The sequence below is a fragment of the Peribacillus muralis genome, assembly GCF_001439925.1.
Classification (GTDB): Bacteria; Bacillota; Bacilli; order Bacillales; family DSM-1321; genus Peribacillus; species Peribacillus muralis.
Genome location: NZ_LMBV01000007.1, coordinates 152,382 through 178,481 on the forward strand (window position 1 = coordinate 152,382; position 26,100 = coordinate 178,481).

At 42.1% G+C, this 26,100-nt stretch carries 24 protein-coding genes, 1 pseudogene and 1 riboswitch; of the genes and pseudogenes, 23 read left to right on the plus strand and 2 right to left on the minus strand.

Annotation, left to right across the window (positions count from 1 at the left end):
* The first annotated feature begins 68 nt into the window (after positions 1-68).
* The 12 genes from hutU to ASU00_RS11700 all read left to right on the plus strand — a co-directional run bounded on the left by hutU (position 69) and on the right by ASU00_RS11700 (position 13,760).
* Positions 69-1,745, plus strand: coding sequence for a urocanate hydratase (gene hutU / locus ASU00_RS11650; protein WP_057913632.1), 1,677 nt, complete (start codon positions 69-71; stop codon positions 1,743-1,745).
* Positions 1,742-3,040 (plus strand): imidazolonepropionase, encoded by a 1,299-nt coding sequence (gene hutI / locus ASU00_RS11655; RefSeq protein WP_057913633.1) that lies wholly within the window; start codon positions 1,742-1,744, stop codon positions 3,038-3,040. The genes hutU and hutI overlap by 4 nt, the downstream gene beginning before the upstream one ends.
* Positions 3,041-3,285: 245 nt before the next feature.
* Positions 3,286-3,438: a hypothetical protein gene (locus ASU00_RS25760; RefSeq protein ID WP_169792910.1), complete on the plus strand. Its 153-nt coding sequence runs from the start codon at positions 3,286-3,288 to the stop codon at positions 3,436-3,438.
* Positions 3,439-3,763: 325 nt separating this feature from the next.
* Positions 3,764-5,149: an MFS transporter gene (locus tag ASU00_RS11660; RefSeq protein ID WP_057913634.1), complete on the plus strand. Its 1,386-nt coding sequence runs from the start codon at positions 3,764-3,766 to the stop codon at positions 5,147-5,149.
* 83 nt (positions 5,150-5,232) lie between these two features.
* Entirely contained in the window at positions 5,233-6,792 is a 1,560-nt protein-coding gene (gene hutH / locus ASU00_RS11665; protein WP_057913635.1) for a histidine ammonia-lyase, read from the plus strand.
* Between the two features lie 94 nt (positions 6,793-6,886).
* Positions 6,887-8,014, plus strand: a complete 1,128-nt coding sequence (gene solA, locus ASU00_RS11670; protein ID WP_057913636.1) for an N-methyl-L-tryptophan oxidase — start codon at positions 6,887-6,889, stop codon at positions 8,012-8,014.
* 253 nt (positions 8,015-8,267) lie between these two features.
* Entirely contained in the window at positions 8,268-9,026 is a 759-nt protein-coding gene (locus ASU00_RS11675; protein WP_057913637.1) for a LamB/YcsF family protein, read from the plus strand.
* 115 nt (positions 9,027-9,141) lie between these two features.
* Entirely contained in the window at positions 9,142-10,281 is a 1,140-nt protein-coding gene (locus tag ASU00_RS11680) for an NRAMP family divalent metal transporter (protein WP_152983744.1), read from the plus strand.
* Positions 10,282-10,355: 74 nt separating this feature from the next.
* Positions 10,356-11,147 (plus strand): putative hydro-lyase, encoded by a 792-nt coding sequence (locus tag ASU00_RS11685; protein WP_057913639.1) that lies wholly within the window; start codon positions 10,356-10,358, stop codon positions 11,145-11,147.
* Positions 11,148-11,168: 21 nt separating this feature from the next.
* Positions 11,169-11,948 carry a 5-oxoprolinase subunit PxpB gene (gene pxpB, locus ASU00_RS11690; protein WP_057913640.1) on the plus strand — a complete coding sequence of 260 codons (780 nt, stop codon included), beginning with the start codon at positions 11,169-11,171 and terminating at the stop codon, positions 11,946-11,948.
* Positions 11,911-12,903, plus strand: a complete 993-nt coding sequence (locus ASU00_RS11695) for a 5-oxoprolinase subunit C family protein (protein ID WP_057913641.1) — start codon at positions 11,911-11,913, stop codon at positions 12,901-12,903. Before pxpB ends, ASU00_RS11695 begins: the two co-directional genes overlap by 38 nt.
* Positions 12,904-13,004: 101 nt before the next feature.
* Positions 13,005-13,760, plus strand: coding sequence for an IclR family transcriptional regulator (locus ASU00_RS11700; protein ID WP_057913642.1), 756 nt, complete (start codon positions 13,005-13,007; stop codon positions 13,758-13,760).
* Between the two features lie 78 nt (positions 13,761-13,838).
* On the opposite strand, the gene ASU00_RS11705 is transcribed toward ASU00_RS11700, so the two are convergent.
* Entirely contained in the window at positions 13,839-14,729 is an 891-nt protein-coding gene (locus tag ASU00_RS11705; RefSeq protein WP_057913643.1) for a LysR family transcriptional regulator, read from the minus strand.
* A 122-nt stretch (positions 14,730-14,851) separates the two neighbouring features.
* On the opposite strand from ASU00_RS11705, the gene hutG reads away from it, so the two are divergent.
* From hutG to ASU00_RS25430, 8 genes are all read left to right on the plus strand, one after another.
* Positions 14,852-15,826 (plus strand): formimidoylglutamase, encoded by a 975-nt coding sequence (gene hutG, locus ASU00_RS11710; protein ID WP_057913644.1) that lies wholly within the window; start codon positions 14,852-14,854, stop codon positions 15,824-15,826.
* A gap of 206 nt (positions 15,827-16,032) precedes the next feature.
* A complete protein-coding gene (locus ASU00_RS25425; RefSeq protein WP_161809728.1) occupies positions 16,033-16,188 on the plus strand; it encodes a hypothetical protein in 156 nt (51 codons plus the stop codon).
* 61 nt (positions 16,189-16,249) lie between these two features.
* The gene (locus ASU00_RS11715; protein WP_057913645.1) at positions 16,250-16,921 is read left to right on the plus strand and encodes an SOS response-associated peptidase; all 672 of its coding nucleotides are present in this window, start codon (positions 16,250-16,252) and stop codon (positions 16,919-16,921) included.
* Positions 16,922-17,275: 354 nt separating this feature from the next.
* Positions 17,276-17,382, plus strand: a riboswitch (SAM riboswitch).
* Positions 17,383-17,489: 107 nt separating this feature from the next.
* On the plus strand, positions 17,490-18,809 hold the full coding sequence (locus ASU00_RS11720) for a Na+/H+ antiporter NhaC family protein (protein ID WP_057913646.1): 1,320 nt from the start codon (positions 17,490-17,492) through the stop codon (positions 18,807-18,809).
* A 200-nt stretch (positions 18,810-19,009) separates the two neighbouring features.
* A complete protein-coding gene (locus ASU00_RS11725; protein ID WP_057913647.1) occupies positions 19,010-19,213 on the plus strand; it encodes a YozQ family protein in 204 nt (67 codons plus the stop codon).
* Between the two features lie 573 nt (positions 19,214-19,786).
* Positions 19,787-21,304, plus strand: coding sequence for a cobyric acid synthase (locus ASU00_RS11730; protein WP_057913648.1), 1,518 nt, complete (start codon positions 19,787-19,789; stop codon positions 21,302-21,304).
* 189 nt (positions 21,305-21,493) lie between these two features.
* Positions 21,494-21,766: an HU family DNA-binding protein gene (locus tag ASU00_RS11735; RefSeq protein ID WP_057913649.1), complete on the plus strand. Its 273-nt coding sequence runs from the start codon at positions 21,494-21,496 to the stop codon at positions 21,764-21,766.
* A 166-nt stretch (positions 21,767-21,932) separates the two neighbouring features.
* Positions 21,933-22,100: a hypothetical protein gene (locus ASU00_RS25430; protein ID WP_161809729.1), complete on the plus strand. Its 168-nt coding sequence runs from the start codon at positions 21,933-21,935 to the stop codon at positions 22,098-22,100.
* Here ASU00_RS25430 and ASU00_RS11740 read toward each other — a convergent pair.
* Complete coding sequence (locus ASU00_RS11740; RefSeq protein WP_236712707.1) at positions 22,097-22,876, minus strand: protein kinase domain-containing protein; 780 nt, start codon at positions 22,874-22,876, stop codon at positions 22,097-22,099. The genes ASU00_RS25430 and ASU00_RS11740 overlap by 4 nt on opposite strands.
* 497 nt (positions 22,877-23,373) lie before the next feature.
* Here ASU00_RS11740 and ASU00_RS11745 point away from each other — a divergent pair.
* The 3 genes and pseudogenes from ASU00_RS11745 to ASU00_RS11755 form a co-directional block, all read left to right on the plus strand.
* Positions 23,374-23,619: pseudogene (locus ASU00_RS11745) on the plus strand (flavin reductase family protein); the annotation flags it as partial.
* 175 nt (positions 23,620-23,794) lie between these two features.
* The gene (locus ASU00_RS11750) at positions 23,795-25,276 is read left to right on the plus strand and encodes a 4-hydroxyphenylacetate 3-hydroxylase family protein (protein WP_057913651.1); all 1,482 of its coding nucleotides are present in this window, start codon (positions 23,795-23,797) and stop codon (positions 25,274-25,276) included.
* Between the two features lie 36 nt (positions 25,277-25,312).
* Positions 25,313-26,062, plus strand: coding sequence for an IclR family transcriptional regulator (locus ASU00_RS11755; protein WP_057913652.1), 750 nt, complete (start codon positions 25,313-25,315; stop codon positions 26,060-26,062).
* The last annotated feature ends 38 nt before the right edge of the window (positions 26,063-26,100 follow it).

Here is a 26,100-nt window from a genome sequence, read left to right on the forward strand (position 1 = left end):
TAAATTATAAGAAATTATCTGAATTTTTCCTATAGAATGAAAATATAACGAAACAAGGAGGCAATACAATGAACACGATCGCTAATAAGGTTATCCGGTATAGAGGAACGGATTTGCATACAAAAGGATGGCAGCAAGAGGCAGTGCTGAGAATGCTAATGAATAATTTGGATCCCGAAGTTGCCGAACGCCCTGAGGATTTGGTGGTATATGGCGGGATTGGGAAAGCCGCTCGTAACTGGGAATGTTTTGACGCAATCGTCAAATCGCTGAAGGAGCTTGAAGGCGATGAAACTTTATTGGTCCAATCAGGGAAACCGGTGGCCATTTTTAAAACGCATACAGATGCGCCACGTGTCCTGCTTGCCAATTCCAACATTGTTCCTGCCTATGCGAACTGGGAAACATTCCATGAATTAGACAAAAAAGGCTTGATGATGTATGGGCAAATGACTGCTGGCAGTTGGATATATATCGGGTCTCAAGGAATTGTACAAGGTACTTATGAGACATTTGCCGAGCTTGCCAAACAACATTTCAATTCTTCGTTAAAAGGTACCATTACGCTAACAGCAGGACTAGGTGGTATGGGCGGGGCACAGCCGCTGGCTGTTACGATGAACGGCGGGGTCTGTATCGGTATCGATGTGGATGAGACAAGAATCGACAGAAGGATCGAGACTCGTTATACCGATGTGAAAACGGATTCATTGGATGAAGCGATTCGTTTAGCAACGGAAGCTAAACATGCAGGGAAAGCATTATCGATTGGCTTAATTGGAAATGCGGCCGATCTTCTTCCCGAAATGATTGCGCGGAACTTTATCCCGGACGTCTTGACGGATCAAACTTCCGCTCATGATCCGCTAAATGGATATACACCTTCAGGTTTGTCATTGAAGGAAGCAGCAGAATTAAGGGATGCGAATCCAGAAGACTATATTAAACTCTCCAAAGCTTCGATGGCCAAGCATGTAAGAGCGATGCTTGAAATGATGGAAAAAGGAGCGGTGACATTTGATTATGGCAACAACATCCGTCAAGTTGCCAAAGATGAAGGGGTAGAGAATGCTTTTGACTTCCCTGGTTTCGTTCCAGCCTATATCCGCCCACAATTTTGTGAAGGAAAAGGTCCATTCCGCTGGGTGGCATTATCTGGTGATCCAGAAGATATTTACAAAACGGATCAAGCGATTTTAAGCGAATTCGCTGATAATGAACATTTATGCAACTGGATTAAAATGGCTCAAGAAAAAATTCAGTTCCAAGGTCTTCCTTCCCGCATTTGCTGGCTTGGTTATGGGGAGCGCGCCCGCTTCGGTAAAATCCTTAATGATATGGTTGCAAGCGGTGAATTGAAGGCGCCGATCGTAATTGGGCGTGACCATTTGGATTCAGGCTCGGTCGCTTCACCGAATCGCGAAACCGAAGCGATGAAGGATGGTTCGGATGTAGTCGCTGACTGGCCAATCTTAAATGCAATGGTGAATGCAGTGGGCGGAGCCACTTGGGTATCCGTACATCATGGCGGCGGAGTGGGAATGGGATACTCCATGCATGCAGGGGTCGTCATTGTGGCTGATGGGACGAAAGAAGCAGGAGCGAGGATTGAACGCGTCTTGACGACGGACCCGGGTATGGGTGTAGTTCGTCATGTGGATGCAGGATATGAATTGGCAGAGGAAACGGCCCGTGAAAAAGGAATCAATATTCCGATGCTTAATAAAGGAAATGATCAGTCATGACAAAACCGATTTGGATAAAACATGCCGCACAGCTCGCCACACTTGCACAAAATGGAAAAGGTCCTCGTTCCAAGGAGGCAATGTCTGAGCTGGGCTTGATTGAAGACGGCAGCATCTGGATGGAAGCTGGTTCGATTCAAGCGGTCGGTACAACCAAAGAATTGGAAGACCGCTATGCAGATAGGATCCATGAAGCTGAAGTGTTCGATGCCACTGGCCATTTGGTGACTCCAGGGCTAGTTGACCCTCATACACATGTCGTATATGGCGGGAGCCGGGAACGTGAATTTGAGATGCGTCTCGAAGGCGCGACATATATGGACATCATGAACGCAGGTGGGGGCATTCATGCCACCACCCGCATGACCCGTGAAGCAAGTGAACAAGAACTGATGGAGCAAACCACACGTCGCCTTGATTCATTTCTCGCCCATGGTGTGACAACGGTAGAGGGAAAAAGCGGCTACGGGATGAATGTGGAAACGGAATTGAAGCAGCTGAGGGTGATGAAGAAGCTGCAGGAAGAGCATCCAATCGATTTAGTTCCTACGTTTATGGGAGCCCATGCGGTTCCTGGCGATTATAAAGGCCGTGAGGATGAATTTGTCGATCATTTGATTAATGATATGCTTCCCATTATTTCAAAAGAAAAGCTGGCTGAATTCAATGATGTGTTTTGTGAGAAGGGAGTCTTTACTCCTGAGCAATCGGAGCGGATATTACATGCGGGAAAAAAATATGGATTGATCCCTAAAATTCATGCCGATGAAATTGAGTCATATGGTGGCGCTGAATTAGCTGCCAAAATAGGGGCGATTTCAGCGGAGCATTTATTGAAGGCTTCCGAAGCGGGAATTACAGCGATGGCAAAGTCAGGAACGATTGCCTGCTTGCTTCCTGCCACCGCGCTGTACTTAAGGGAAGAAGCGGCCCCTGGCCGAAGGATGGTCGATGAAGGTGTGGCCGTTGCCATTTCCACCGATTGCAATCCAGGTTCCTCTCCAACGACTTCCATGCCGCTTGTCATGAACCTGGCATGTATTTCGATGAGGCTTACCCCCGCCGAAGCCCTAACGGCGGCAACATATAATGCGGCTTGTGCCATCAACAGACAAGACAATGTAGGATCGCTTGAAGTCGGAAAACAAGCAGATGTCGTTTTATGGGATATTGAAAACTATCAGGAATTGCAATATTTATTCGGGGTAAACCATGTTAAGTCTGTATGGAAAAACGGTGTGCAAGTCGTGAATGATAGAGTGAAGACTGATTCCAAAAGCCTGACTGGCCTTTAAAAATCACTAAAAAAGATACGGCCTCGATTCTCAATCAATATCTACCCATTCCATCCGCTGAAAAAATCAGGGGATGGAATGGGCTTTTAGAAGTATTTATCAAATGTAATGGTGCTGAATGGTAGGATGGTGGTTTATCATCCTACCCATTGCCAGCGTTAAACGCTTTACTGCTTTACAGTGAAATTAAATGAAAGTGTTTTAGGGAAATCGTGGAAATGAATCTTCCATGTGGAGGGAATTTTATGTGGATAATCACTATCCATTCGAAAGATGGCATAAAAATGTTTGAGTTTACCACAGAAAAGGAAGCTAGGGAAAAATTCGAGGTAATAGAAGGCTGTAAAATTCTTAGTGAAGTCATTTATTTCAATGATTTATGGTTAGTTGAATCTTAAAATTAAGAAGAGAAACTATATATTAATAGCTTAAAAGACAAAAAAGGTAGAAAAATATGAAATAAATTATAAAAAGATTATTATTTCATAATTCATTGTTGGATTTTCTTTTTAGTATTAAGCTTAATCATAAAATGAAAAGCTAGCTGTAAATTAAGTTTTAACATGCATGCAGGTGTACATTCCTTTTCGTAAGGTCAGTAAAATGTCATTATTTAGTGTGAACTGAAATCTGTTCATTTAATTTCAGGGTCACTGCCGAAGTATTGCAGTAATAGGTTTTTCGATACATAAATCTGATAAATCAAAAAACGGAGGGGATTCTTTGAACGAACAAAAATTCACTATAGACGATGCCCCATTTAATAAGTTTCATTTTCGAATTGCTGGACTTACATTCGGTTCAAGCTTCTGTGATGGCTATTCCCTTGGGATCATTGCGATGGCATTGACAGTATTCGGGCCTCAAATGAATATGAATGCAATGTGGACAGGGCTGATCGGCAGTTCTGCTTTAATCGGTCTGTTTGCCGGATCTTTAATACTTGGAAGACTTTCTGATCGTGTAGGCAGACAGAAAATCTTTCTCGTAAACTTTTTACTTATCACGATAGCTACTATTTTACAATTTTTTGTTAGTGGTCCAGAAGAACTTTTCATTTTACGGTTACTAATTGGTTTTGGACTTGGAGGAGATTATGCCGTCGGTACGACTCTACTCGCCGAGTTTTCACCAAAAAAGTATCGCTCCTCGCTCCTCGCATCTATAAACGTAGTATGGACGCTTGGATATGTAGCATCAAACTTTGTTGGTCATTACCTGGGGCAGGTTGGTTCAGACTCATGGCGTTGGATGCTTGTTAGTGCTGCCATTCCGGCTATTGTGGTTTTAATCTTAAGAATAGGAACGCCTGAATCACCAAGATGGCTTGTCAGCATGGGGCGTGTCGAAGAAGCTCGCCAGATTGTAAAAAAACACCTTGGATCAAACGTTGAAATGGGAGAAACGATTACTGGTACTGAAAATCAAAAGACTCTAGGATTTCGTGGACTTTTCAGTAAAAAGCTTCGTAAGCGTACGGCTTTTGGTGGAATATTCAAATTAACTCTTGTTATTCCGTACTTTGCAATCTACACTTTCCTTCCGTCTATACTAAGTACAATGGGTTTTGAACAAAACTTTTTTGCCGATACCATGTTAAATCTATTCTTGCTTGTTGGGGCAATTTTTGGTCTTTGGTTGCTTGCAAAATTTTCTCGTAGAGGATTTACCATCGGGGCTTTCACGATCCTTACCGTTTCATTGTTTTCACTCAGCTTCTTACACAATGGTTCTCAATTCTTAATGTTGATAGCCTTCTTGATCTTTACTTTTTTCATGTCAGCAGCATCAAACCTTACATTAGTATACCCAGCAGAGCTTTTTCCAACTGAGATCCGTGGATCTGGAATAGGTATGGTTACGGCAATTAGTCGAATTGGTTCTGCGATTGGTACATTTCTGCTGCCTGTTTCTTTAAGTTCATTTGGATTAAGTGCTTCAATGGCAGGAATGGCAGCAATTCTGCTGATTGGCTTGATCGTATCGATAGCCTGGGCACCTGAAACGAAGAATCTTTCTTTGCATGAAGCAAGTGACCCTTTGCTAGAAGCGGGAAACTTTTCGAAGGGAACCGATATTCCCTTTACAGAAAATAAGAAAATAACATAAGATTAATTTCCACTTAATAAATGAGAAGGACCAAAACTTTTTTTCTCCTTCTTGATGAGTCATAGGTGAGGAGATGTGTAAGGATGATAACGACCGATTTTTTACACCCTAAAGATATTAAAGAGGTTGCACTAGGTGATGGTGCAGTCTCAATCGAAGAGATAATAGCGGTTGCAAGATATGGTGCAAAAGTTACTTTCACCGAGGCATATTGTGAAAGGGTGGATAAATCACGAAGCTTAATAGAAAAATTTTTAGAAGATAATAGATTGATTTACGGTGTAACTACAGGTTTTGGCAGTAATATGACAGAAGTGATTTCTCCACAAGACGCAGAAACCCTTCAACGGAATATTGTTCGTTCACATGCTGTTTCAGTAGGGGAAACTCTTGAAAAAGAAGTCGTAAGAGCCATTCAATTGATGATACTCGTGAATTTAGGCCAGGGTTATTCAGGGGTCCGTTTACAAGTTTTAAAGCTTATCGCTTCACTGTTAAATCACGATATACTTCCCTATGTTCCAGGTGAGGGGTCAGTGGGGTATCTGTCTCCTGAAGCCCACATGTCCTTATTGGTGATCGGGGAGGGACGGGCGTGGTACAATGATGAGCTTCTTCCGGGAAAGGATGCGTTAGCACAATCTGGATTGAAGCCCGTTACGCTTGGGTGTAAGGAAGGACTTGCTCTTATAAGCGGAACTGCTTCCGTCACTGCGATGGCTGTCCTGGCTTTATACAATAGCATGCAAGCAGCAAAAACCGCGGACATTACGGGAGCTATGTCATTAGAAGTGCTAAAAGGTACAATAAAAGCATTTGATCCCCGTCCACATGCATTGAAAAAACATGAGGAACAGGCTAAAACAGCCAGAAATGTAACAAGGATTCTTGAAGGCAGCCAAATCATTGATACTTACAAGGAACATAGATTACAAGATGCACTTAGCTTACGATGCATTCCACAAGTCCATGGAGCCATAAAAAGAGTATTGAAAGACGCTGCTGTTTCAATCGAAAATGAAATGAACTCTGTAAGTGACAATCCTCTGATTTTTCCGGAAGAGGAAGATGGAATTGCATTAATGGCTGGGAATTTTGATGGGTCGTTTGTTGGGATATACGCGGATACGATATCCATAGCGTTAGCAAACTTAGCAAAAATAACAGAACGCAGAATAGATCGGCTTGTAAACCATCACCTTAGTGAATTACCTAATTTCTTAGTAGTTAATCCAGGTTTAAATAGTGGCTACATGATTCCACAATATACAGCTGCCGGGCTATTAAATGAAATCAGGGTGCTCTCGCACCCAGCCACAATAGATAATATCCCTACATGCGCAAACCAAGAAGACGTGATAAGTTTTGCCTATTTCGCTTCGAAGAAAGCCTATCGGATTTCGAAGAAACTTGAATATATTTTAGCCATAGAACTGATGACGGCAACCCAAGCAATGGATTTTCATCTGCCCTTGAAACCGTCGCCGGTTACGGAGGGGGTATATCATTTAGTTCGGACCGAAGTCCCGAAGGTTGAAGAAGATCGCTTTTTCCATCCTGACATTGAAGCGATTTATAGGCAAATTCATGAAGGTGAAATAGTGAAGCTCGTTGAAATGTCGATCGGGGAAATAGAGTTCTAAAACCATGTGGAAGCAGTTTTACTTTATTTAATAAGGTAAAATGGCTTCCTTTTTTTAAAATGAAGGATCATATTTAAAGGAGGAGGGATGTAAGATGCATTATGATGTAATTGTAATTGGAGCTGGATCGATGGGTATGTCGGCAGGTTATTACCTTTCCAAGGCTGGGAAGAAGGTAGTATTATTGGATTCTTTCGTCCCGCCTCATAATAAAGGCAGTCATCATGGAGAAACAAGGATCATTAGACATGCTTATGGGGAAGGGGAAGAGTATGTATCTTTAGTCCTTAAAGCCCAAGAACTATGGAATGACTTAGAACAACTTACCGAAAGACAATTATTTCTTCGGACTGGCGTTTTGAATGCTGGCAGTCAGCAATCGCCTTTTATTAAGCAAGTGATCGCGAGTTCGAATAAATTTGGATTGCCCTTGGAAGTCCTCGGTGCAAATCAGGTTCATGAAAGATGGTCAGGCATCTCCCTGCCTGAAGATTATATTGGTTGTTTTGAACCGGCTTCAGGTGTTTTAAAAAGTGAAGAGTGCATTCGGGCGTATCAGCAACTTGCTGAATCACACGGCGCTGTCATCAAAGTGAACAGCCCGGTAAGGAACCTAACTGTCCAGAGTGAAGGGGTCACAGTTATAACCGATGACCAAAGCTTTCATGCCGAAGCATTGGTCGTTGCAGCAGGAGCTTGGTCACCGAAGCTATTGGGTATGTTAGGGTTGCATGCTCCCCTGACCCCTATCCGGAAAACCTTCGCATGGTTTGATGCAGATGAGAAATTATATGGTCACAATACCTTTCCTGCATTCACGTTCGATACGCCTGCAGGTATGTTCTATGGCTTTCCAAGTATAAGTGGTACTGGTTTGAAACTTGGGAGGCATGACGGGGGAAACGCTATAAATATCGATGAAGCGATGGCCCGGTTTGGTGAACTCGAGGAGGATGCAGGAGATTTGGTGCGTTTCTTGAACCAATTCATGCCTACCGGTCAAACATTGAAATACGGAAAAAACTGTATCTATACGATGACGCCGGATGAGGACTTTATCGTCGATCTGCATCCTCATCATCCCCATGTTGTCATTGCAGCTGGTTTTTCTGGTCATGGATTTAAGTTCAGCAGTGTAATTGGTGAAAGTTTAAGTGACCTTATCCTCTCAGGAAAGACTGAGAATGATATTTCCCCATTTTCGCTAAATAGATTCCATTAAGTTTATAGCAATGCTAGCCGTTGATTCCATTTCAAGAGAATCAACGGCTTTTTATTGTATTTATATTGCTCTGATTGGTAGACATGCAATAAACGTTAATCAGGTTATCTCCCAACTGTTGTCTAAAAAAATAATGCGTGATAGAATAAAAATATTCCGAAATTTGAAACTAAAATTCCGAATTTCGGTATTCCGCTACATACTGTTAAGGAAATGATAATTTGATTTTTTTGTTTATGAAGGAGGAGGATCAATGAATGCCGTTGATTTGAATTGTGATTTAGGCGAGAGTTTTGGCGCCTATCGTATGGGAAATGACAAGGAGATTTTAAATTATGTCACATCGGTCAATGTGGCTTGTGGATTTCACGCTGGCGATCCGAGCGTCATGCGAAAAACGGTAAAGCTTGCCTTGGAAAAAGATGTGAGAATAGGGGCGCATCCAGGTTTACCGGATTTGATGGGTTTTGGCAGACGCAATATGAATATTGCCCCACAGGAGGCTTATGATATGGTCGTCTATCAAATTGGCGCATTAAATGGCTTCTTGCAGGCCGAGGGCAAAAGCATGCAGCATGTGAAACCGCATGGTGCTTTGTACAATATGGCCGCCCGAAACGAAGCGTTATCCTTGTATATTGCCGAGGCGATATACAAAGTGAATCCTGAGCTCATTCTTTTTGGGTTGTCAGGCAGTGAATTGATTCGCGCTGGTGAAGCAGTCGGCTTGCGAACGGCCAGTGAAGTGTTTGCCGACCGTACCTATCAACAAGATGGTTCATTAACTTCCCGAATGGAGAAACATGCATTATTGGAAAATGATGAGGATGCTGCTGCACAGGTGATCCGGATGGTAAAGGAAGGGAAGGTCTTGTCCCAACAAGGGTCCGATGTCGCTTTAAGGGCAGATACCATTTGCATTCATGGGGACGGCGCACATGCGTTGACCTTTGCCCAGCATGTGAAAAAGTCTTTGGAATTATCTGAAATAACAGTCAAGTCATTCTCTTAATCATAGTACATAGGAGGTCAGTCCATTGGAGCCAAACAAACTTACTTCAGCTCAGGAAAAGATACCCGCAAAGCCGAAAACAAACCGCACTTTATTGCTAGGTGCTGCCTTCTTAATGGCAACATCGGCAATAGGACCAGGTTTTTTAATGCAAACGACCGTATATACCCAAAGTCTTGCGGCAAGTTTCGGATTCGTTATTCTTATTTCGGTCATTCTTGATATTTTTGCCCAAACAAATGTATGGCGCATCATTGCTGTATCTGAAAAGCGCGGTCAAGAGATTGCCAACATGGTCCTGCCTGGACTTGGTTATGTCCTGGCCGCACTCATCGTCATGGGAGGCCTTGCCTTCAATATAGGTAATATTGCAGGAGCAGGACTTGGCCTGAATGCAATGATAGGGATATCGCCTACTGCGGGAGCCGCAATAAGTGCGGTCATCGCTGTCTTGATATTTGTCGTTAAAGAAGCAGGAAAGGCCATGGATCGCTTTACGCAAATCGCCGGCTTCTTCATGATCTGTTTGATGATTTACGTAGCCTGGACAACCTCTCCTCCAGTAGGGGAAGCGGTAGTGAGGACGTTTGCGCCTGTTCAAATCGATATCATCGCCATCGTAACATTAGTGGGAGGATCGGTCGGTGGCTATATAACATTTGCAGGGGGGCATCGTCTTTTGGATGCAGGCGTGAAAGGCGTTGGAGCATTACCTCAAGTTACTAAAAGCTCGATAGTGGGAATCTTGATCACAACCGTCATGCGCGTCGCGTTATTTCTGGCAGTGCTTGGTGTCGTATCGAAAGGATTGCAAATCAATCAGGATAACCCGGCAGCATCCGTTTTTCAACTGGCTGCTGGTGACGTAGGATACCGCATATTTGGGGTGGTGATGTGGGCTGCAGCAATCACTTCCGTTGTTGGAGCTGCCTATACCTCCGTTTCCTTTATCAGAACATTCAGCGAAACGATCAATAAAAAGGCGAACTGGATAATCATTGGTTTTATTATCGTCTCGACAGTTTGCTTCTTGTTAATTGGCCAGCCGGTTAAAGTACTGCTTATAGTAGGCGCCATAAATGGATTGATTTTGCCAATCGCGCTTGGGACACTATTGATTGCCGCATATAAGCGAAATATTGTCGGCGATTATAAACATCCACTATGGTTAACGATATCCGGAGTTTTTGTCGTAATCGTCATGGCGTTAATGGGAGGATATACAATAATCAAACAATTGCCTGCACTATTTTAATAGAAATGAAGACAAATATTATAAGCAGGAAGGTTGTTTCAAACCTGCCAGTCTTGAATAGGAGATGTTCAGATATGATCGATCTGTCTCAAGTGACCCCTGCTGAGTTGCGTTCAATGATTCGGAATGATGAATTGGTAAAACCGACCGCAGGTATGGCTACCGGGTATGCACAAGCAAACGTAGCCATTTTAAAAAAAGAACATGCTTTTGACTTCTTATTATTCTGTCAGCGCAACCCAAAATCATGTCCATTGCTGGACGTAACGGAAATTGGTTCACCCATTCCCGCATTTGCCGCTCCCAATGGGGATATACGTACAGATATTCCTAAATACAGGGTATACAAATACGGGGAATTGGTGGATGAGGTAACGGACATAGCAAAATACTGGGAAGATGATATGGTTGGTTTTCTAATTGGGTGCAGCTTTACATTCGAACACGCTCTTTTAAATAACGATATTCCGATTCGCCATATTGAAGAGAGCTGTAATGTACCGATGTATAAAACCAATATTCCTTGTATCGAGGCAGGAATTTTCCATGGCAAAATGGTGGCTAGCATGAGACCGATTCCACAAGAGGATGTGGTGAGGGCTGCTCAAGTGACCTCGCGTTTTCCTGCCGTTCATGGCGGACCGATCCATATTGGTGACCCTGAAGCAATCGGGGTGTCCAACATCCAGCATCCGGACTTTGGTGATCCCGTAACGGTGCATCCGGGGGAAGTGCCAGTCTTTTGGGCATGCGGCGTAACGCCTCAAGCCATCGCCATGGAAACCAAGCCGGAGATCATGATCACACATGCACCTGGACATATGTTTGTAACGGACATCCGTGATGAAAAATTAGCTGTATTATAATGGTCAGAAAGAGATGAGTTTATGCCGAAAAATCTATTGAATGAAACTGCTTGTAACATGTCTCCCTTGGGCGATTCCGCCATCGTAATCACATTTGGGAATGGAATCGATTATAGCGTTCACAAAAAGATAAAATTGTTCATGGATTTGTTGGAAGAAGACCCTTTTGCCGGGTTTGTGGAATGCGTACCGGCTTTTACGAATTTGACGGTTTTTTATGATCCGCTCGTAATCTATAACACTCATAAGTCAAGCAATGAATCTTTTTCTCCCTATGAGGTGGTACGGTCGCTCTTAGAGGGGAAACAGAGGGATTCAATAGAAGATAAAAAGCTGTCACATCGAACGGTTTCCATTCCCGTTTGTTATGGAGGAGAATTTGGTCCGGATTTGGAATATGTAGCTCGTTATCATGATTTGACCACTGATGAAGTCATTCATATCCATTCTACGGGTGAATATTTGGCATACATGATTGGATTCGCTCCTGGCTTTCCGTTTCTGGGCGGACTTTCGGAAAACATCGCGACACCAAGGCGAGCTTCGCCGAGAATGACGATACCAGCAGGGGCAGTCGGGATTGCCGGTAAGCAAACAGGGGTATATCCGATATCAACACCAGGTGGATGGCAATTGATCGGACAAACGCCCGCTAAACTATTTTTACCGAATGTAAATCCCCCAAGCTTATTACAAGCGGGAGACATGGTGAAATTCCAACCAATCTCTGAACAGGAATATAAAGAAACCAAGGGGGGATCAGATGAGTCTTCGCATAATCAAGCCAGGATTATTGACTAGCATTCAAGATTTAGGCAGAAAAGGATTTCAGCAACATGGGGTGATCGTAGGGGGAGCGATGGATGGTTATTCATTACGAATGGCCAATATGTTGGTAGGCAATGACCAAGGAGAAGCGGCCTTGGAAATTACCCTGATGGGCCCAACGATTAAAATGGAGAAAGATTGTCTACTATCGATAACGGGTGCGAATTTAACTCCTACAATCGACAATCATGCCGCTCCGATGTGGAAGCCCATTTATGTTAGGGAAGGATCGATTCTGCGTTTCGAAGGGTGTAAATCAGGCTGCCGGGCTTATTTATCCGTTGCCGGGGGATATGGTATTCCAGAAGTGATGGATAGTAAGAGCACTTATTTACGGGCTGGAATTGGCGGCTATATGGGAAGAGCTTTAAAGGCTGGCGATGTGCTGGCATGTGAACCTCGAAAAATTATCGATGGGCAGAAGTTGAAGGGCTCTTTTTCCTTTCCGATGTGGTTTGTCAATGAAAAAGAGTTCATGGGAGCACGAAATCCAGTCATTCGTTTCATTATTGGAAGCCAGTACGAGCATTTCACGAATGATAGTAAAGATCGTTTTGAAAAGGATTCATATAAAGTTTCCAATCAATCTGACCGCATGGGGTATAGACTATCAGGTCCGGCGCTTGAGCTGGAAAATAATAAGGAGTTGCTTTCCGAGGCGGTCACTAATGGCTCGATTCAGGTTCCGCCAGATGGAAATCCGATCATTCTCCTTGCGGACAGGCAAACGACGGGAGGATATCCTAAAATAGCTCAGGTGATTACCGCAGATTTACCAATGATCGCTCAAGTTAAACCAGGGGAGTCGATTCAATTTTCCCGGGTGACCTTAAGGGAGGCAGAGCGCCTGTATCTTCATAAAGAACGACAAATGAAAGAATGGAAGGCTTCGATTACATTGGCCTTGAATAATTGGCTTCTCAATTAGTTCCAGCAGGAGGTTCCCGGATTGGGTGCCTTCTTTTCCTGTTTCAGATCGTTTTTTCGTTTATAATAGAATGAGAGATGAACCTTGAAAGGAGACAATGAATGCAAGCACATAACAAAACCGTCGTCAAATCGATGCAGATCCTTACCCTTTTCATCAATCATCCGAAACTTACCTTTAATGAAATGATGGAATACGCCAACCTGCCTAAAACCTCATTGCATCGGATGGTGGGCTCATTGGAGGAAATGGGGTTTTTAACGCGGGATGAATTCGGCTATTATTCACTAGGCCTAATATTCTTGCAGTTTGGTCAGCTGGTGGGGGAGCGTTTGGATATCAGATCAATTGCCTATCCCATCATGAAGGACCTTCGGGATGACGTTGAAGAGGCCGTGAATTTAATTGTGCGGGATAAGGACGAAGCTATGTATATTGAAAAGGTGGATACGTTGCAACCCGTTCGGCTTTATACCTCCATTGGCAGGCGTTCACCACTGTATGCCGGCGATTCTCGGATCATTCTCGCGTATATGCCTGAAGAAGAACGTGAAGCGTATATCGACAGCACCGACCTTAATCCAATAGCGATGGGAACGATCACCGATAAAAAAACACTCCAACATTCTTTGGATGAAGCGAGGTTGAACGGCTACACGATAACTTCATCAGAATTGGAGAATTATACAAAATCGGTCAGTGCACCGATCCTTAACGGAAAAAATCAAATTGTCGCTGCCATTAGCGTCGCTGGGATTGAAGCGAGATTTCAGGAGGATCGTCTGCCTGAATTAATAGATAAAGTAACGAAAGCTGCCAAAGAGATTTCCATGAAACTAGGTTCACAAACTCAATAAGTAAAGTTTATTTACATAAACGAACATACCGCCTTAGTGAAAAGGGGGTATGTTTTTTCGGAATGGGTGAAGATACCTTTATTCCTTGCTCTTGAAAAAGCTCTCGATCTCATTAACCAACTTATATACAGAAGGCGGCAAATATCGATCCTTCAAGTAAGCTATATAAACCGTTCTTTGCAAAAACTTTGAATTTATTTCAAGTGTCGCAGTATTCGCATATGCAACGGATTTAATATAGCTTTCCGGTAGTATCGTCACGCCCAAGCCTTCGTCCACCAAACTGCAAGCTGTTTCCAATCTTTCAACTTCGTAAAAGATGTTTGGGGTAACCTTTTCATTTTTGAATGCCTCCATTATATCATCTCTTGTTTGAAATCCAGCTGTACTGATGATCAATTCTTTATTTGGAAGGTCTAGGAAAGTGATGACTTCTTTTTCATTCAAGTCGTCATCTTTATGGACCAATAGCTTGAATTTTTCATTATAAAGGGGAGTGGATGTGATTTTGTCATCGTTTATCGGCTGATTCGTGATCGTGAAATGAACTTGATATTGATTTAGCGAATCGATAACATGTTCTTCGCCCAAGATCTCCCGGACCTTTAAATGGATTTTAGGATGATCGAGTTTAAACGTCCTGATGATTTTCGGAAACCAAATTTTGAACGATTCAATCAAACCGATAGATATTGTTCCGCTTCCAGCCTGCTTCATTTCCTCAAGCTCCACTTGCATATTATTGAATCTTCTCAGCAAATCCTGAGATCTTGAATAAAAAATGGCACCTGCCTCCGTAAGCTCGATTCCCCTTGTGTTACGTTCCAAAAGTTGTAAATCAATTTCTCTCTCCAATTTCATGATCGCATTGCTTAAGGAAGGCTGAGATATATGCAAAATCTTAGCTGCTTTAGAGTAGCTCCTCTCCTCGACAATGGTAATGAAATAACGAAGTTGGCGAAGATCCATACTAGTCTCCTTTTATAGTTTTAAACTATAGATATATTGAATTTTGATATTAGCAATTATATATCATCTCCATTATAATGTAAAAAAAGATATTTCTGAATTTTGTAATTAAAGGAGAAACCATGTATAGTAAACCGACTTTGACATATTGGAACGGCAGAGTGGATTCCGAAACGGACTTGGAGAGCTTCAGATACCACCAAAGAGTGATAGTGACGCCAATAACGGATTTAACCATCCCTGCCAAAGGATTAAACGCTTTTGGAATGATTGGCTTCAAATGTGATGAAGGAGTCAAAAGGAACAAAGGAAGGATCGGTGCTGCAGAAGCCCCGGATTTTATCAGGCAGTCATTGGCAAAGCTGCCCTGTCATTTAACACGGGAAACGAAGCTGGTGGATGTTGGCGATGTCGTATGTGAAGTCGAGGAAATGGAGACCGCCCAAGACCAATTGGGCACAGCTGTTGCCAAGGTTTTGGAGAGTGAAGTGACTCCCATCATTTTAGGCGGCGGACATGAAACCTTTTATGGCCATTATCTTGGGGCTAGGAAATTCCTTGGACCAAAGGCTAAATTGGGAATGATCAATATTGATGCCCACTTTGATATGCGTCCTTATGAAAAAGAAAGCTCATCAGGCACGATGTTCAAACAAATCTTGGACAATGATCAAAATAGTAGATATTTATGTGTGGGAATTCAAAAGCAGGGCAATACTAAGGCCCTATTTGAAACGGCCGAAACAAATAAGGTCGACTACATATTGGAAGAAGAGTTGTCCTTGAAAGTATTGGATGATACTAAGCATGAGATCAACGAATTCATTAAGGAAAATGATTTCATAATTCTCACCTTATGCACCGACGTCATCGATTCAGCTTATGCACCTGGCGTAAGTGCGCCATCGCCGTTCGGGCTCGATCCGAAATTGGTACGTAGCCTGCTTAGGCATGTCGTTTCAAATGATAAGATTCTTTCCTTTGATATCTCGGAAGTGAATCCAAGTTTGGACGAAAACAATAAAACCGTTACATTGGCGGCACATTTAGTTAATGAGGTGTTGCTTCACTTTACAAAAAGAACCAATGATTGTTGAAATCATGGGTTGAAGCATTTCTTTCTATTTCAATATCATCTCTTTTTCTGTATATAAGTAAGATCGAGACTGGGCGTGAACGATTCACGGCAGTCTTTTTGGTTAGAGGGGAGGAAGCGAAGACCTCGCTATTAATGATACATGATGCTACAAGGATGTTTATGGTTTATATTATCTACCATCCAGGAATATAAGGGGGGATCTTTTTGAATGAATATCATGTAACGGTCAGGAATGGCAGTACAATGATTCTGTCAGAAATCATCGTAGCTGAAGATGAAAGGGAAGTGCTGGGAACGCTTTTAATTACCAGTGAATTATTTAATCAACCATTCACAGACATTAGGATTTTAGAACGCTGATTTGTTCCTGTGCTGACAATTTGCTACACTGTAGTAAATCATTAGGACGGTAGGCGATAGTATGTGCGGACGTTTCACCCTTTTCACGGATATGGAAGAGATAAAGGAACGCTTCGATATCCAATGGTCATCTGATGCAGAATACAGTTTCAGTTATAATATAGCGCCTTCCCATTCCGTGCTTTCCGTCATTAATGACGGGACAAGAAACCGACTTGGATACCTTCGGTGGGGACTCATTCCATTCTGGGCCAAGGATGAAAAAGTGGGCTATAAAATGATCAATGCCAGGGCGGAAACCATTTCAGAAAAGACCAGCTTCAAAAATGCGTTTAAGAAGAAACGGTGCTTGATAATCGCTGATTCCTTTTATGAGTGGAAGAAGACGCCGGAACGAAAAATACCGATGCGAATCAAATTGAAGGATGCCACTCCATTTGGTATGGCAGGTCTGTTTGAAACCTGGAAATCACCAGAGGGCATCAGCATCCATACATGCTCAGTTATCACGACTGCGCCCAATGAGCTGATGACGGGAATCCATGATCGCATGCCAGTCATCCTAAAACCTGAAGATGAAAAAGCATGGTTGGATCCTTCGATTCATGATACGGCATATTTGCAGCGATACTTAAAGCCTTTCAATTCTGATCAGATGGAAGCATTTGAGGTATCGACTGATGTGAATTCGCCAAAAAACAACTCGCCTAATCTTATCCAGCAAATTTGCTGAGTGGTGGTTGAGACTTACTCAAACTGTATACATGCTTGAACCGCCCCGTACATGTTAGACACCAACCTAACATGTACGGGTGTTTTTTTATGGCTAATTTCGTTTGGACTTTGTGCGTTTCATTCCATTCATTGAAGCGCTAAGGGATCAATGGTAGTCCAATGGAACTTGGAAATGTCGGCCATTCTTTAGGGACAATCGAAATAGCCCTGAATAACTTCTTTATAAACATTTTAAGAACCGAAGTGGAAGACTTTTAAGTTAGCCCTTGCGAAAATATAAAAAATAATGTACTCTTAAATTTGCTTTTCGATGCGACTTTCGATGTCGTTGCTATCATTATACAATATAATCTTCTTATCAAGAGAGACGGAGGGACTGGCCCGAGGATGTCTCGGCAGCAGACTTTTCTAGAGTGCTGTGCCAAATCCAGCAGGTTCATTTCGCCTGAAAGATAAGGAGGGTGTTTTTTATAAATTAAAAGACCTCTTCTTGTTTTACTGGAAGAGGTCTTTGTTTTTTCATTGGGTTTGATACAACACTAATAAACAAATAAAAGGAGTTCATCATGAATACAAACAACAAAGGAAATCCGTGGGCATTGATCCCGTTTGTCGTTTTTTTGATTTTATTTATAGGATCAGGAATCATTACAAAAGATTTTTATTCATTTCCAGTAATAGTGGCAATATCCATTGCATCAGCAGCTGCATTGGCCATGAATCGTAAAGAGTCATTCAATCAAAAGGTCGAAATTTTTTGTAAAGGAGCCGGCGACTCCAATATCATGTTAATGGTTATCATTTTCCTTTTGGCCGGCGCTTTTTCAGAAGTGGCGAATGGCATGGGGGCCGTTGAAGCAACGGTCAACCTTGCTTTAGCCGTCTTTCCGCAAAATCTTTTGATGGTAGGGGTCTTCATAATTGCCTGTTTTATTTCTTTATCCATGGGAACAAGCATGGGAACGATTGTAGCCCTTGCTCCAATTGGGGTAGGAATTAGTGAGCAAACAGATATAACACTTGCGCTTTCAATGGCAGCTGTTATCGGTGGTGCCATGTTTGGAGATAACTTATCGTTCATTTCTGATACGACGATTGCGGCAGTACGGACACAGGGAACGCAAATGAAGGACAAATTTAAAGTGAATTTTTTCATCGTCTTGCCTGCGGCTATCATCACATGTGTCATTCTAGGAATATTAACGGTAGGTGAAGAAGCAGCCATTACTCAACATTCCTATAATTGGGTGAAAATCCTTCCATACCTTTGTGTATTGATCACTGCATTGGCAGGTGTCAACGTGTTTCTTGTTCTTTCCGTCGGCATCGTATTTGCCGGTATCATCGGTTTAGCGGATGGCAGCTATAAAATATTGGAAGTCATTCAAAAGATGGGAGATGGAATGGCTGGCATGTATGAAATATCGTTCCTGGCGATTTTAATTGCAGGTATGGTAGCTGTCATCCAACATAATGGCGGCATTGATTACCTGCTCCATGTTGTCACTCAAAAAAGCAAATCAAAAAAAGGTGCTGAATTCAGTATTGCCGGACTTGTTGGTTTAACAAACCTATCTACGGCAAATAACACGATTTCGATCATCATTGCCGGCCCATTAGCGAAAACCATTGCAGGAAGGTATGGAATCGACCCTCGTAAATCGGCGAGCCTGCTCGACGTTTTTGCTTGTTGTATCCAAGGATTAATTCCCTATGGCGCACAATTGCTCGTTGCAGCGGGAGTGGCAAAAATTTCGCCAATAAGCATCCTGCCATATTCATATTACCCGATACTAATAGGGATTTGTGGAGTCATAGCCATCTTGATAGGATATCCGCGATTTCGGGCGGGAGAAGATATCGAAGTGAAAGAACGAACATCTTAATTCTGGTAAACATCCTGAGTGATCAGGGTGTTTTTTTGATTTGCCTGTAACTATTCGGTTTAAAGCGGGAGATAATTGTCATATTTTCTTATGCTTTTTTGATAATTGAATAATGCTTTATTTTTTGCATAAAATAGCCTTGTCTTTATGAATATCCGTCAAGTAATGATGGGACAAGTTAAAAATTGGGAGTGAAAATAATGGATAACAAAAAATCAAAAGAGGAAGCTTTAAATATTGCTGGAAGAGTGTATGATGTCAGTGATTACAAACGTGATGACACGTTATCATCCGGTCTTGCCACGACCCATGAACAAGTTTCTGATGCGTATAACGCTAGCGGGATAACGTCCACAGATCGAAATAAAAAGGATAGTGAGACGGAAAAAGAGGTAACTGAGTAAAAAAAAGAATGAAATATCGATCCCAGCCCCAAACTTGTTGAAATTTCCCAACAAGCTAGGGGCTTTGTTTTTATTATAGTTGCCCCACGATGGTCGGTTCATTAGGGTTATAGACCTTCTTCAGCAGAGTAATGTTGCCCTACCAAAACGCAGCTGATGCATGTGTTTGCGATAATCATGCTTTCCTGTCAGGTTGACTGCCAGAGTTGAATCATGTTTCCCTACATTGGAAGTTGTCTAACGTCGCCATACCCCATCGTTCTGCCTCCCAAAATACCCACAAAGAAGACTTCGTTATGATTGCAGGTGAATGAGTGATGCGCAAGGAATTATTCTGATATATACTGGAAATGGAACAGCTAACCATTTTGATTAGCTTGCAAAGCTCTTAAAGAGATAATTATAAGTTCCCGACGGGTATGTCTTGTCACTTGCTTAAGATTATTGAAGCCATTTTTATTGGTTCGGTATATGCTTGTGGCCATAACAGATAGATATGCACTGAACTGCGCTTAAGGAAATGGTAAGCATACATAGGCGCAGTCATAGACTTGGAGTTATAGGGGGATTGGAATGAAGGCACGATCGATCATGATACAGGGGACGGCATCCGATGTAGGGAAGAGCTTGATTTGTACGGCATTATGCCGGGTTTTTTCCAATAAAGGATACCGTGTCGTCCCATTTAAATCGCAAAACATGGCTTTGAATTCCTATGTAACCTTGGATGGTGGTGAAATAGGACGGGCCCAAGGAGTGCAAGCTGAAGCGGCAAGGATTGTGGCAACGACCGATATGAATCCGATCTTACTGAAACCGAAGCAGGATATGGTGTCGGAGGTCATCGTGCACGGAAAGCATTTTCAGGATATGAAAGCCTTAAGCTATCGCAATCAATTTGTCGAAAAGGCGATGCCCATCGTCCGTAAGTCAGTGGAAAAACTGCAGCAGGAATACGACATCATCGTGCTCGAAGGTGCAGGTAGCCCAGCCGAAATTAACCTTAAGGACCGGGATATTGCAAATATGCGGATGGCCAAGCTTGCGGATGCCGCTGTCATTTTAGTGGCCGATATCGACCGTGGTGGAGTATTTGCGTCCATCATCGGGACACTGGCATTATTGGATGATGATGAACGCGATTGTGTAAAGGGAATCATCATCAATAAATTTCGGGGCATGCGTGAACTACTGGACGACGGCATCGAATGGGTGGAAAAGGAAACCGGCATCCCCGTTCTCGGGGTCCTTCCTTATTTGGACGTAAACATAGAGGCGGAGGACTCGCTCGCACTATCTTCCTTACGATTTAAAAAATCTAAAAGCGGAGAATTCCCCATTGACGTGGCAGTCTTGAAATTTCCGCACATCTCCAATTTCACTGATGTGGATCCTTTTTTCGATGAACCGGGAGTAGGTGTCAGACTAGTCGCAAGTGTTTATGAACTAGGTAATCCCGACCTTCTTATTTTGCCTGGTACAAAAAACACGATCGAAGATTTAAATTGGTTGAAACAGGTGGGGTTGGATCGTGCCATAAAGGAGCTGCGTGAACAAGGAACAATGATCTTTGGTATATGCGGAGGCTTTCAAATGCTTGGAACTAAGCTTTTCGATCCTGACGGGGTCGAAGGCAATGGGGAAAATGCAGAAGGTCTTTCATTGCTTCCCGCGGAAACTGTATTCCAAGCAGAAAAGAAAACGGTACAAATGGAAGGTGTCCTTTCTTCTGGAATATTGGCAGGTGAAATGAACCTGAGCGGATTCGAAATCCATTTAGGCAAGACGACATTGGAGTCACAAGTAAGGCCTTTTCTACAACTGAAGGATGGAAGACAGGATGGGGCCATAGCCACTGACAACAAGGTCTTCGGCACATATCTTCATGGGATTTTCCATAATCGCTTATTCACTAGACTACTGGTTAACCAAATTCGCCGCAGCAAAGGGCTGGATGAAGTGAGGGAAACCGTGCAAAGCGATTCGGAGTTACGAGAGGAAGCCTATAATCTTCTAGCCTCCCATTTGGAAGAAAATATTGATATGGAACCCATTTATCAATGGCTGCAGCTTGAGACACTGGGAAGTTGAAAAATGTAAGGACGAAAATCTGTCATCCTCCTGATTAAATCCTTTTATTCTACAGGAAATGGACAACAATACATTCGTCTAGGGTTAAACTGCCTTTTATTTAGCCATATTAAGTGACAGAGGCATATAAGATATGTTATGTTGTTTTCTCTACATACTTTAAAGAATATAAAAGGATGAGGTGTTACTATGAATAAAACAGAATTAGTGAGCAGTGTGGCAACACAAGCTGAATTGACAAAAGAAGAAGCAAAAAAAGTGGTGGATGCATTGTTTGAAACAATCACGTCTACACTTGCTAAAGAAGAAAAAATCCAATTAGTTGGTTTTGGTACTTTTGAAGTGCGCGATCGTGCAGCTCGTACAGGAAGAAACCCGCAAACAGGTGAAGAAATCCAAATTGCTGCAAGCAAAGTACCCGCTTTTAAAGCAGGTAAAGAATTAAAAGAAGCTGTAAAATAATAGATGAACGGAGAAAAACCCTGGCGCTGTAAATCGTCAGGGTTTTTTTCAGCACTTATAAAAAATGAACGAAACTTATAGTACATAATAATAAGGTTTATACTGTGACTATGTTAGGCTATATGAATAACAAGCTTTAAAACCAAAATAAATGGAGGTGAAAGAAATGCTGAAGAAAATCATGAAAAAAATCAAACAGCTTTCCCAGGGCAGCAGTGAGCGAAGACATGGTCATCATCGCCGCGGCGGCAGTAGCAGCAGCCGGGGGTATAAAAGATCCCCGATGAGCGGAAGTGACCGCTACAAGAGAAAGGGTCGGGGCAGCAGCAGCTAATTCAATTTCGTTATTGCAGTTTGCAGATCCATTGAGATTTCACGGATATCAGAATAAGGGGCTTGGATGCTCAATAACCTTTTCAGGATATGCACCGTTTCTTTTTCTAACGAAAGCTCTTCTGTCCAAGGAAGAGCTTTTTTGTCAGTGGGCGAATATGTTGTATAAAGAACAAATAGGAGTATTTCGCCCAAGTCATAAAAATCCTGCCGTTTCATTTCCAAAACAAGTTCATCTGGAGAATCTGCCGAAACGATACGTTTAGACAAACCAAAGTCTATTAAAATCGGCTGAGTGTTTTGAAGTAAAATATTGGGTATCCGTAAATCTTGATGGAAGATGTCATGATCATGCAGGTAAGAAACTAACCGGACAAGCTCATTAAGAAAATGTAGGGACTCCATTTCAGTGAACGTTATATGCTTGTTGAAAATGTGTTCTTCCAAATTATCAGTTTCAATGAAATCCATCACAAAATAAACATGTCCATCATGCGAGAACTTTTCGTGGAATTTTGGGATGTTTTTATGGTTTAACAATCGTAAAATGGACATTTCATTTTCAAACTGCTGCAGCTCTTTTTTGCTGCGGCGTTTACTATTCCGGAGCTGCTTAATCACGATATTTTCATTCGTTTTCCAATCATTGCAAAGATAAACAATACCGTAGCTTCCTTTTCCGATTACAGCCATTACCTCATAACGGTTATTCAAAACCGTCCCTTTTTTTAAAGGACCATCCACAAAAATTTGATAAATCTTTCTAACAGAACGCAAAATCGAAACTTCCCTCACCACTTTCATAGATTCTAAAACACACACAACTACTACAAATCAAATCATGGATAGTGTACCACTGAAATATGAAAAGGAGGTAATGAAAGAGACAGCAAAATAACGGAAATTATAAGCCTCCTAAAAAACCGCGAGTAAAATGGAGAGTAAACCTCCGAAATTGGCTATTAAACCGCTCAAACTCACGAGTAAACCGCTCAAATTACGAGAGAACCTTCCTATTTAATCAAAAATTCGCTCAAATTAGAGTAGAGGAAACCAATTCGTGAGCAAAGTGTCTAAATTCACGAGTAATCTCCCGAATTAGTAGATTTTCAATTTAAAAATTCTAAAAACTTTTTCTTTAAATTTCATAATGTGAAATTGAAGAATTTTTAAAATTATTAAGTTTAATATAATAAACTCATAATAAAAGCGTAGGAGGTGAAAAAAATAATGGGCGTGAGTTGAGTAATCGTTGTGGTTAATTCCCAACTCAAGTCATCATAGTGAGCTGGATTGATGGGAAAGTCCTAATAGGCATCACTGTAAATTTATTTACTTCGGTTTCCTTCGATCACCCGCTTGCTTTAGTATCCGTTCATAAAGATGCAAAAGACTGTACTAGCATGAAAGCTAAATTTTTTACCATCAATATTTTGTCGGTTGAACAAGATTCCATTGCATGGAAATTTGCAGCAAGAATGTTGGAAGTTGACTGCGATAACAAGGGGATATTGCCATAAATAAATGGAAGTGCTGCTTGGCTGGAGTGCTAACAATGGAAAGAGTATGACGCTGTTGATTATGTACTATTCATCGATGAGATCCAGGAGATATACTCCGAATATTTGGAAGCGCTTACTTATTATCGAGCAGAAATGGGTTCTACAAAACAATATGTAAGTTAGGGGAGAGTTTATGGGGATTAAAACCGGCGAAGAATATATTAATAGAATTAAATCCAGAAAGCCAGATGTCTGGCTTGGTGGAAGAGTGGTTGAAGATATCTATAATGAGCCCATTTTTAATCAGCCGATACAAGAAATTGCCAAGCTGTATGACATTCAACATGATCCGGAATATCAAGATGAAATCACCCACATTTGCTATGAAACCGGAGAACGTGTTAACAATGCTTTCTTATTCCCGAAGACAGCGGGGGATTTGCAAAAAAGAAGTAAGTTATTTGAAGTGTATGCCAGGATGACATATGGGCTAATGGGGAGAACGCCGGACTTTTTAAATGTCGTGGTCACTTCCATGGCACATAATTCCTGGTTCCTTGATAAATACAACAAAGATTGGTCTAAGAACATCCATGATTATTATACCTATATTCGTGATAATGATTTATTCTTAACGCATGCGATCATTAATCCTCAAAATGATCGAAGCAAGCAATCTCATGAACAAAAAGAAACATATACCCATTTAGGTACAGTTGAGGAAACAGAAGAAGGTATACTGGTTCGCGGTGCAAAAATGTTAGCCACCCTTGCACCTATTACAGATGAGGTGATTATCTATTCTTTCCCAGGTTTCACACCAGGGGATGAACGTCACGCGGTGGCATTTGCACTGCCGATTGATACGCCTGGACTGCGCATAATCTGCAGGGAACCAATGCAAGACGGAACACGCTCAATGTTTGACCACCCACTTGCCTCTCGCTATGAGGAAATGGATGCAATGCTTGTATTTAATGATGTACTGGTTCCTTGGAATCGCGTCTTCCTTTACAACAATGTAGAGGCGGCAAACCGCTTGTATCCAATGACTGGGATCGCTGAACAGCCTGCTCACCAATCAGGAGTGCGTGGATATATTAAACTGGCATTTGCCGTTGAAGTTGCTTGTAAAGTGGCAGACTCTATTGGAGTTGATGGATTCCTGCATGTACAGCGTGATCTGGGTGAACTTGTTCAATCCGTCGAAGTCATCCGTTCACTGCTTCGGGTAGCGGAATATGAGTACACGATTAATGACTACGGTGAGGCCCGGCCAAATCCTGAGGCTTTGGAAACGATTCGCGGCTTCCTTCCCGAAATGTATCCCCGTGCCATAGAGGTTATCCAGACCATTGGGGCTGGTGGCCTGTTGATGTCTCCGACAGGGGCAGATTTTGATAATCCGGAATTGCGCAGGGATATTGATAAATATTATGGAGGACGCAGCGGAGTGTCAGCCCAAGATCGGGTAAGGGTGTTTAAACTTGCTTGGGACTTATGCGGTGAAGCATTTGGGCAGCGCCTTCTTCAATACGAGCGTTATTATACGGGTGATCCGGTTCGGAAAAGAGCCATTTTTTATAATAAATATAAGAAACACAAGACCTTTACCATGGTCGATGAAGTGCTTAACAAACCGATTCAAGTAGCCATCGATGTGGTTAAACATTAATTTTAATAGTTGAATAGGGAGGGGGGGGGGACCGTCATGATTTCGTCGGTTGAGAAGGTAATAAAGATACTGGATCTATTCACTAATGAAGAACCCTCACTTGGAAATAAGGAAATAGCTGAAAAATTGAATATGAGTCCAAGCTCTTCTCATCATCTTGTGAAAACGATGTGCAAGGATGGAATGCTGATCCAAGGAAAAGATCGAAAGTACCGGCTCGGATGGAAGTTACTTGAGTGGGGCAGTAAAGTCATGTATCAACAGGATATTCATTATGAGGCAGGTCCAATTATCAGTAACCTTGTCCTGCAATTTAGAGGAAATTCTCACATTGGCATGTTTCACGAAGGCGAAGTCAGGTTTGTGATGAAAATGTCGTCCCCTCATGCTGAGCATATGACCACATATATAGGAGCAAGAAGACCAGCTCATTGTACGAGCAGTGGGAAAGTATTACTTGCCTTTAATCCATCCTTTATTCAGCCTACGCTTGCGAAAGGGCTATTGAAGCACTCAACTAATACGATTACTTGCATCGATCAATTCAATGAAGAGTTAAAGGCCGTACGTAAGCAGGGATTTGCGATTAGTGATGATGAAAATGATTTTGGGTTATATGGAGTTGCTGCACCCATTAAATCCTACAATGGCCAAGTAATTGCAGCCCTTAACCTTGTCGGGGATCGAAATTATATGATTGGAAAAGAAAAAGCAAGAATTATTCAGTCGGTGATTCGTTCGGCACAAATGATTTCAAAACAGGTTGGTTATATGTCGATAATGTAAATTTTCAAAATATTAAGAAAAAATAGGAGGTAATTTAC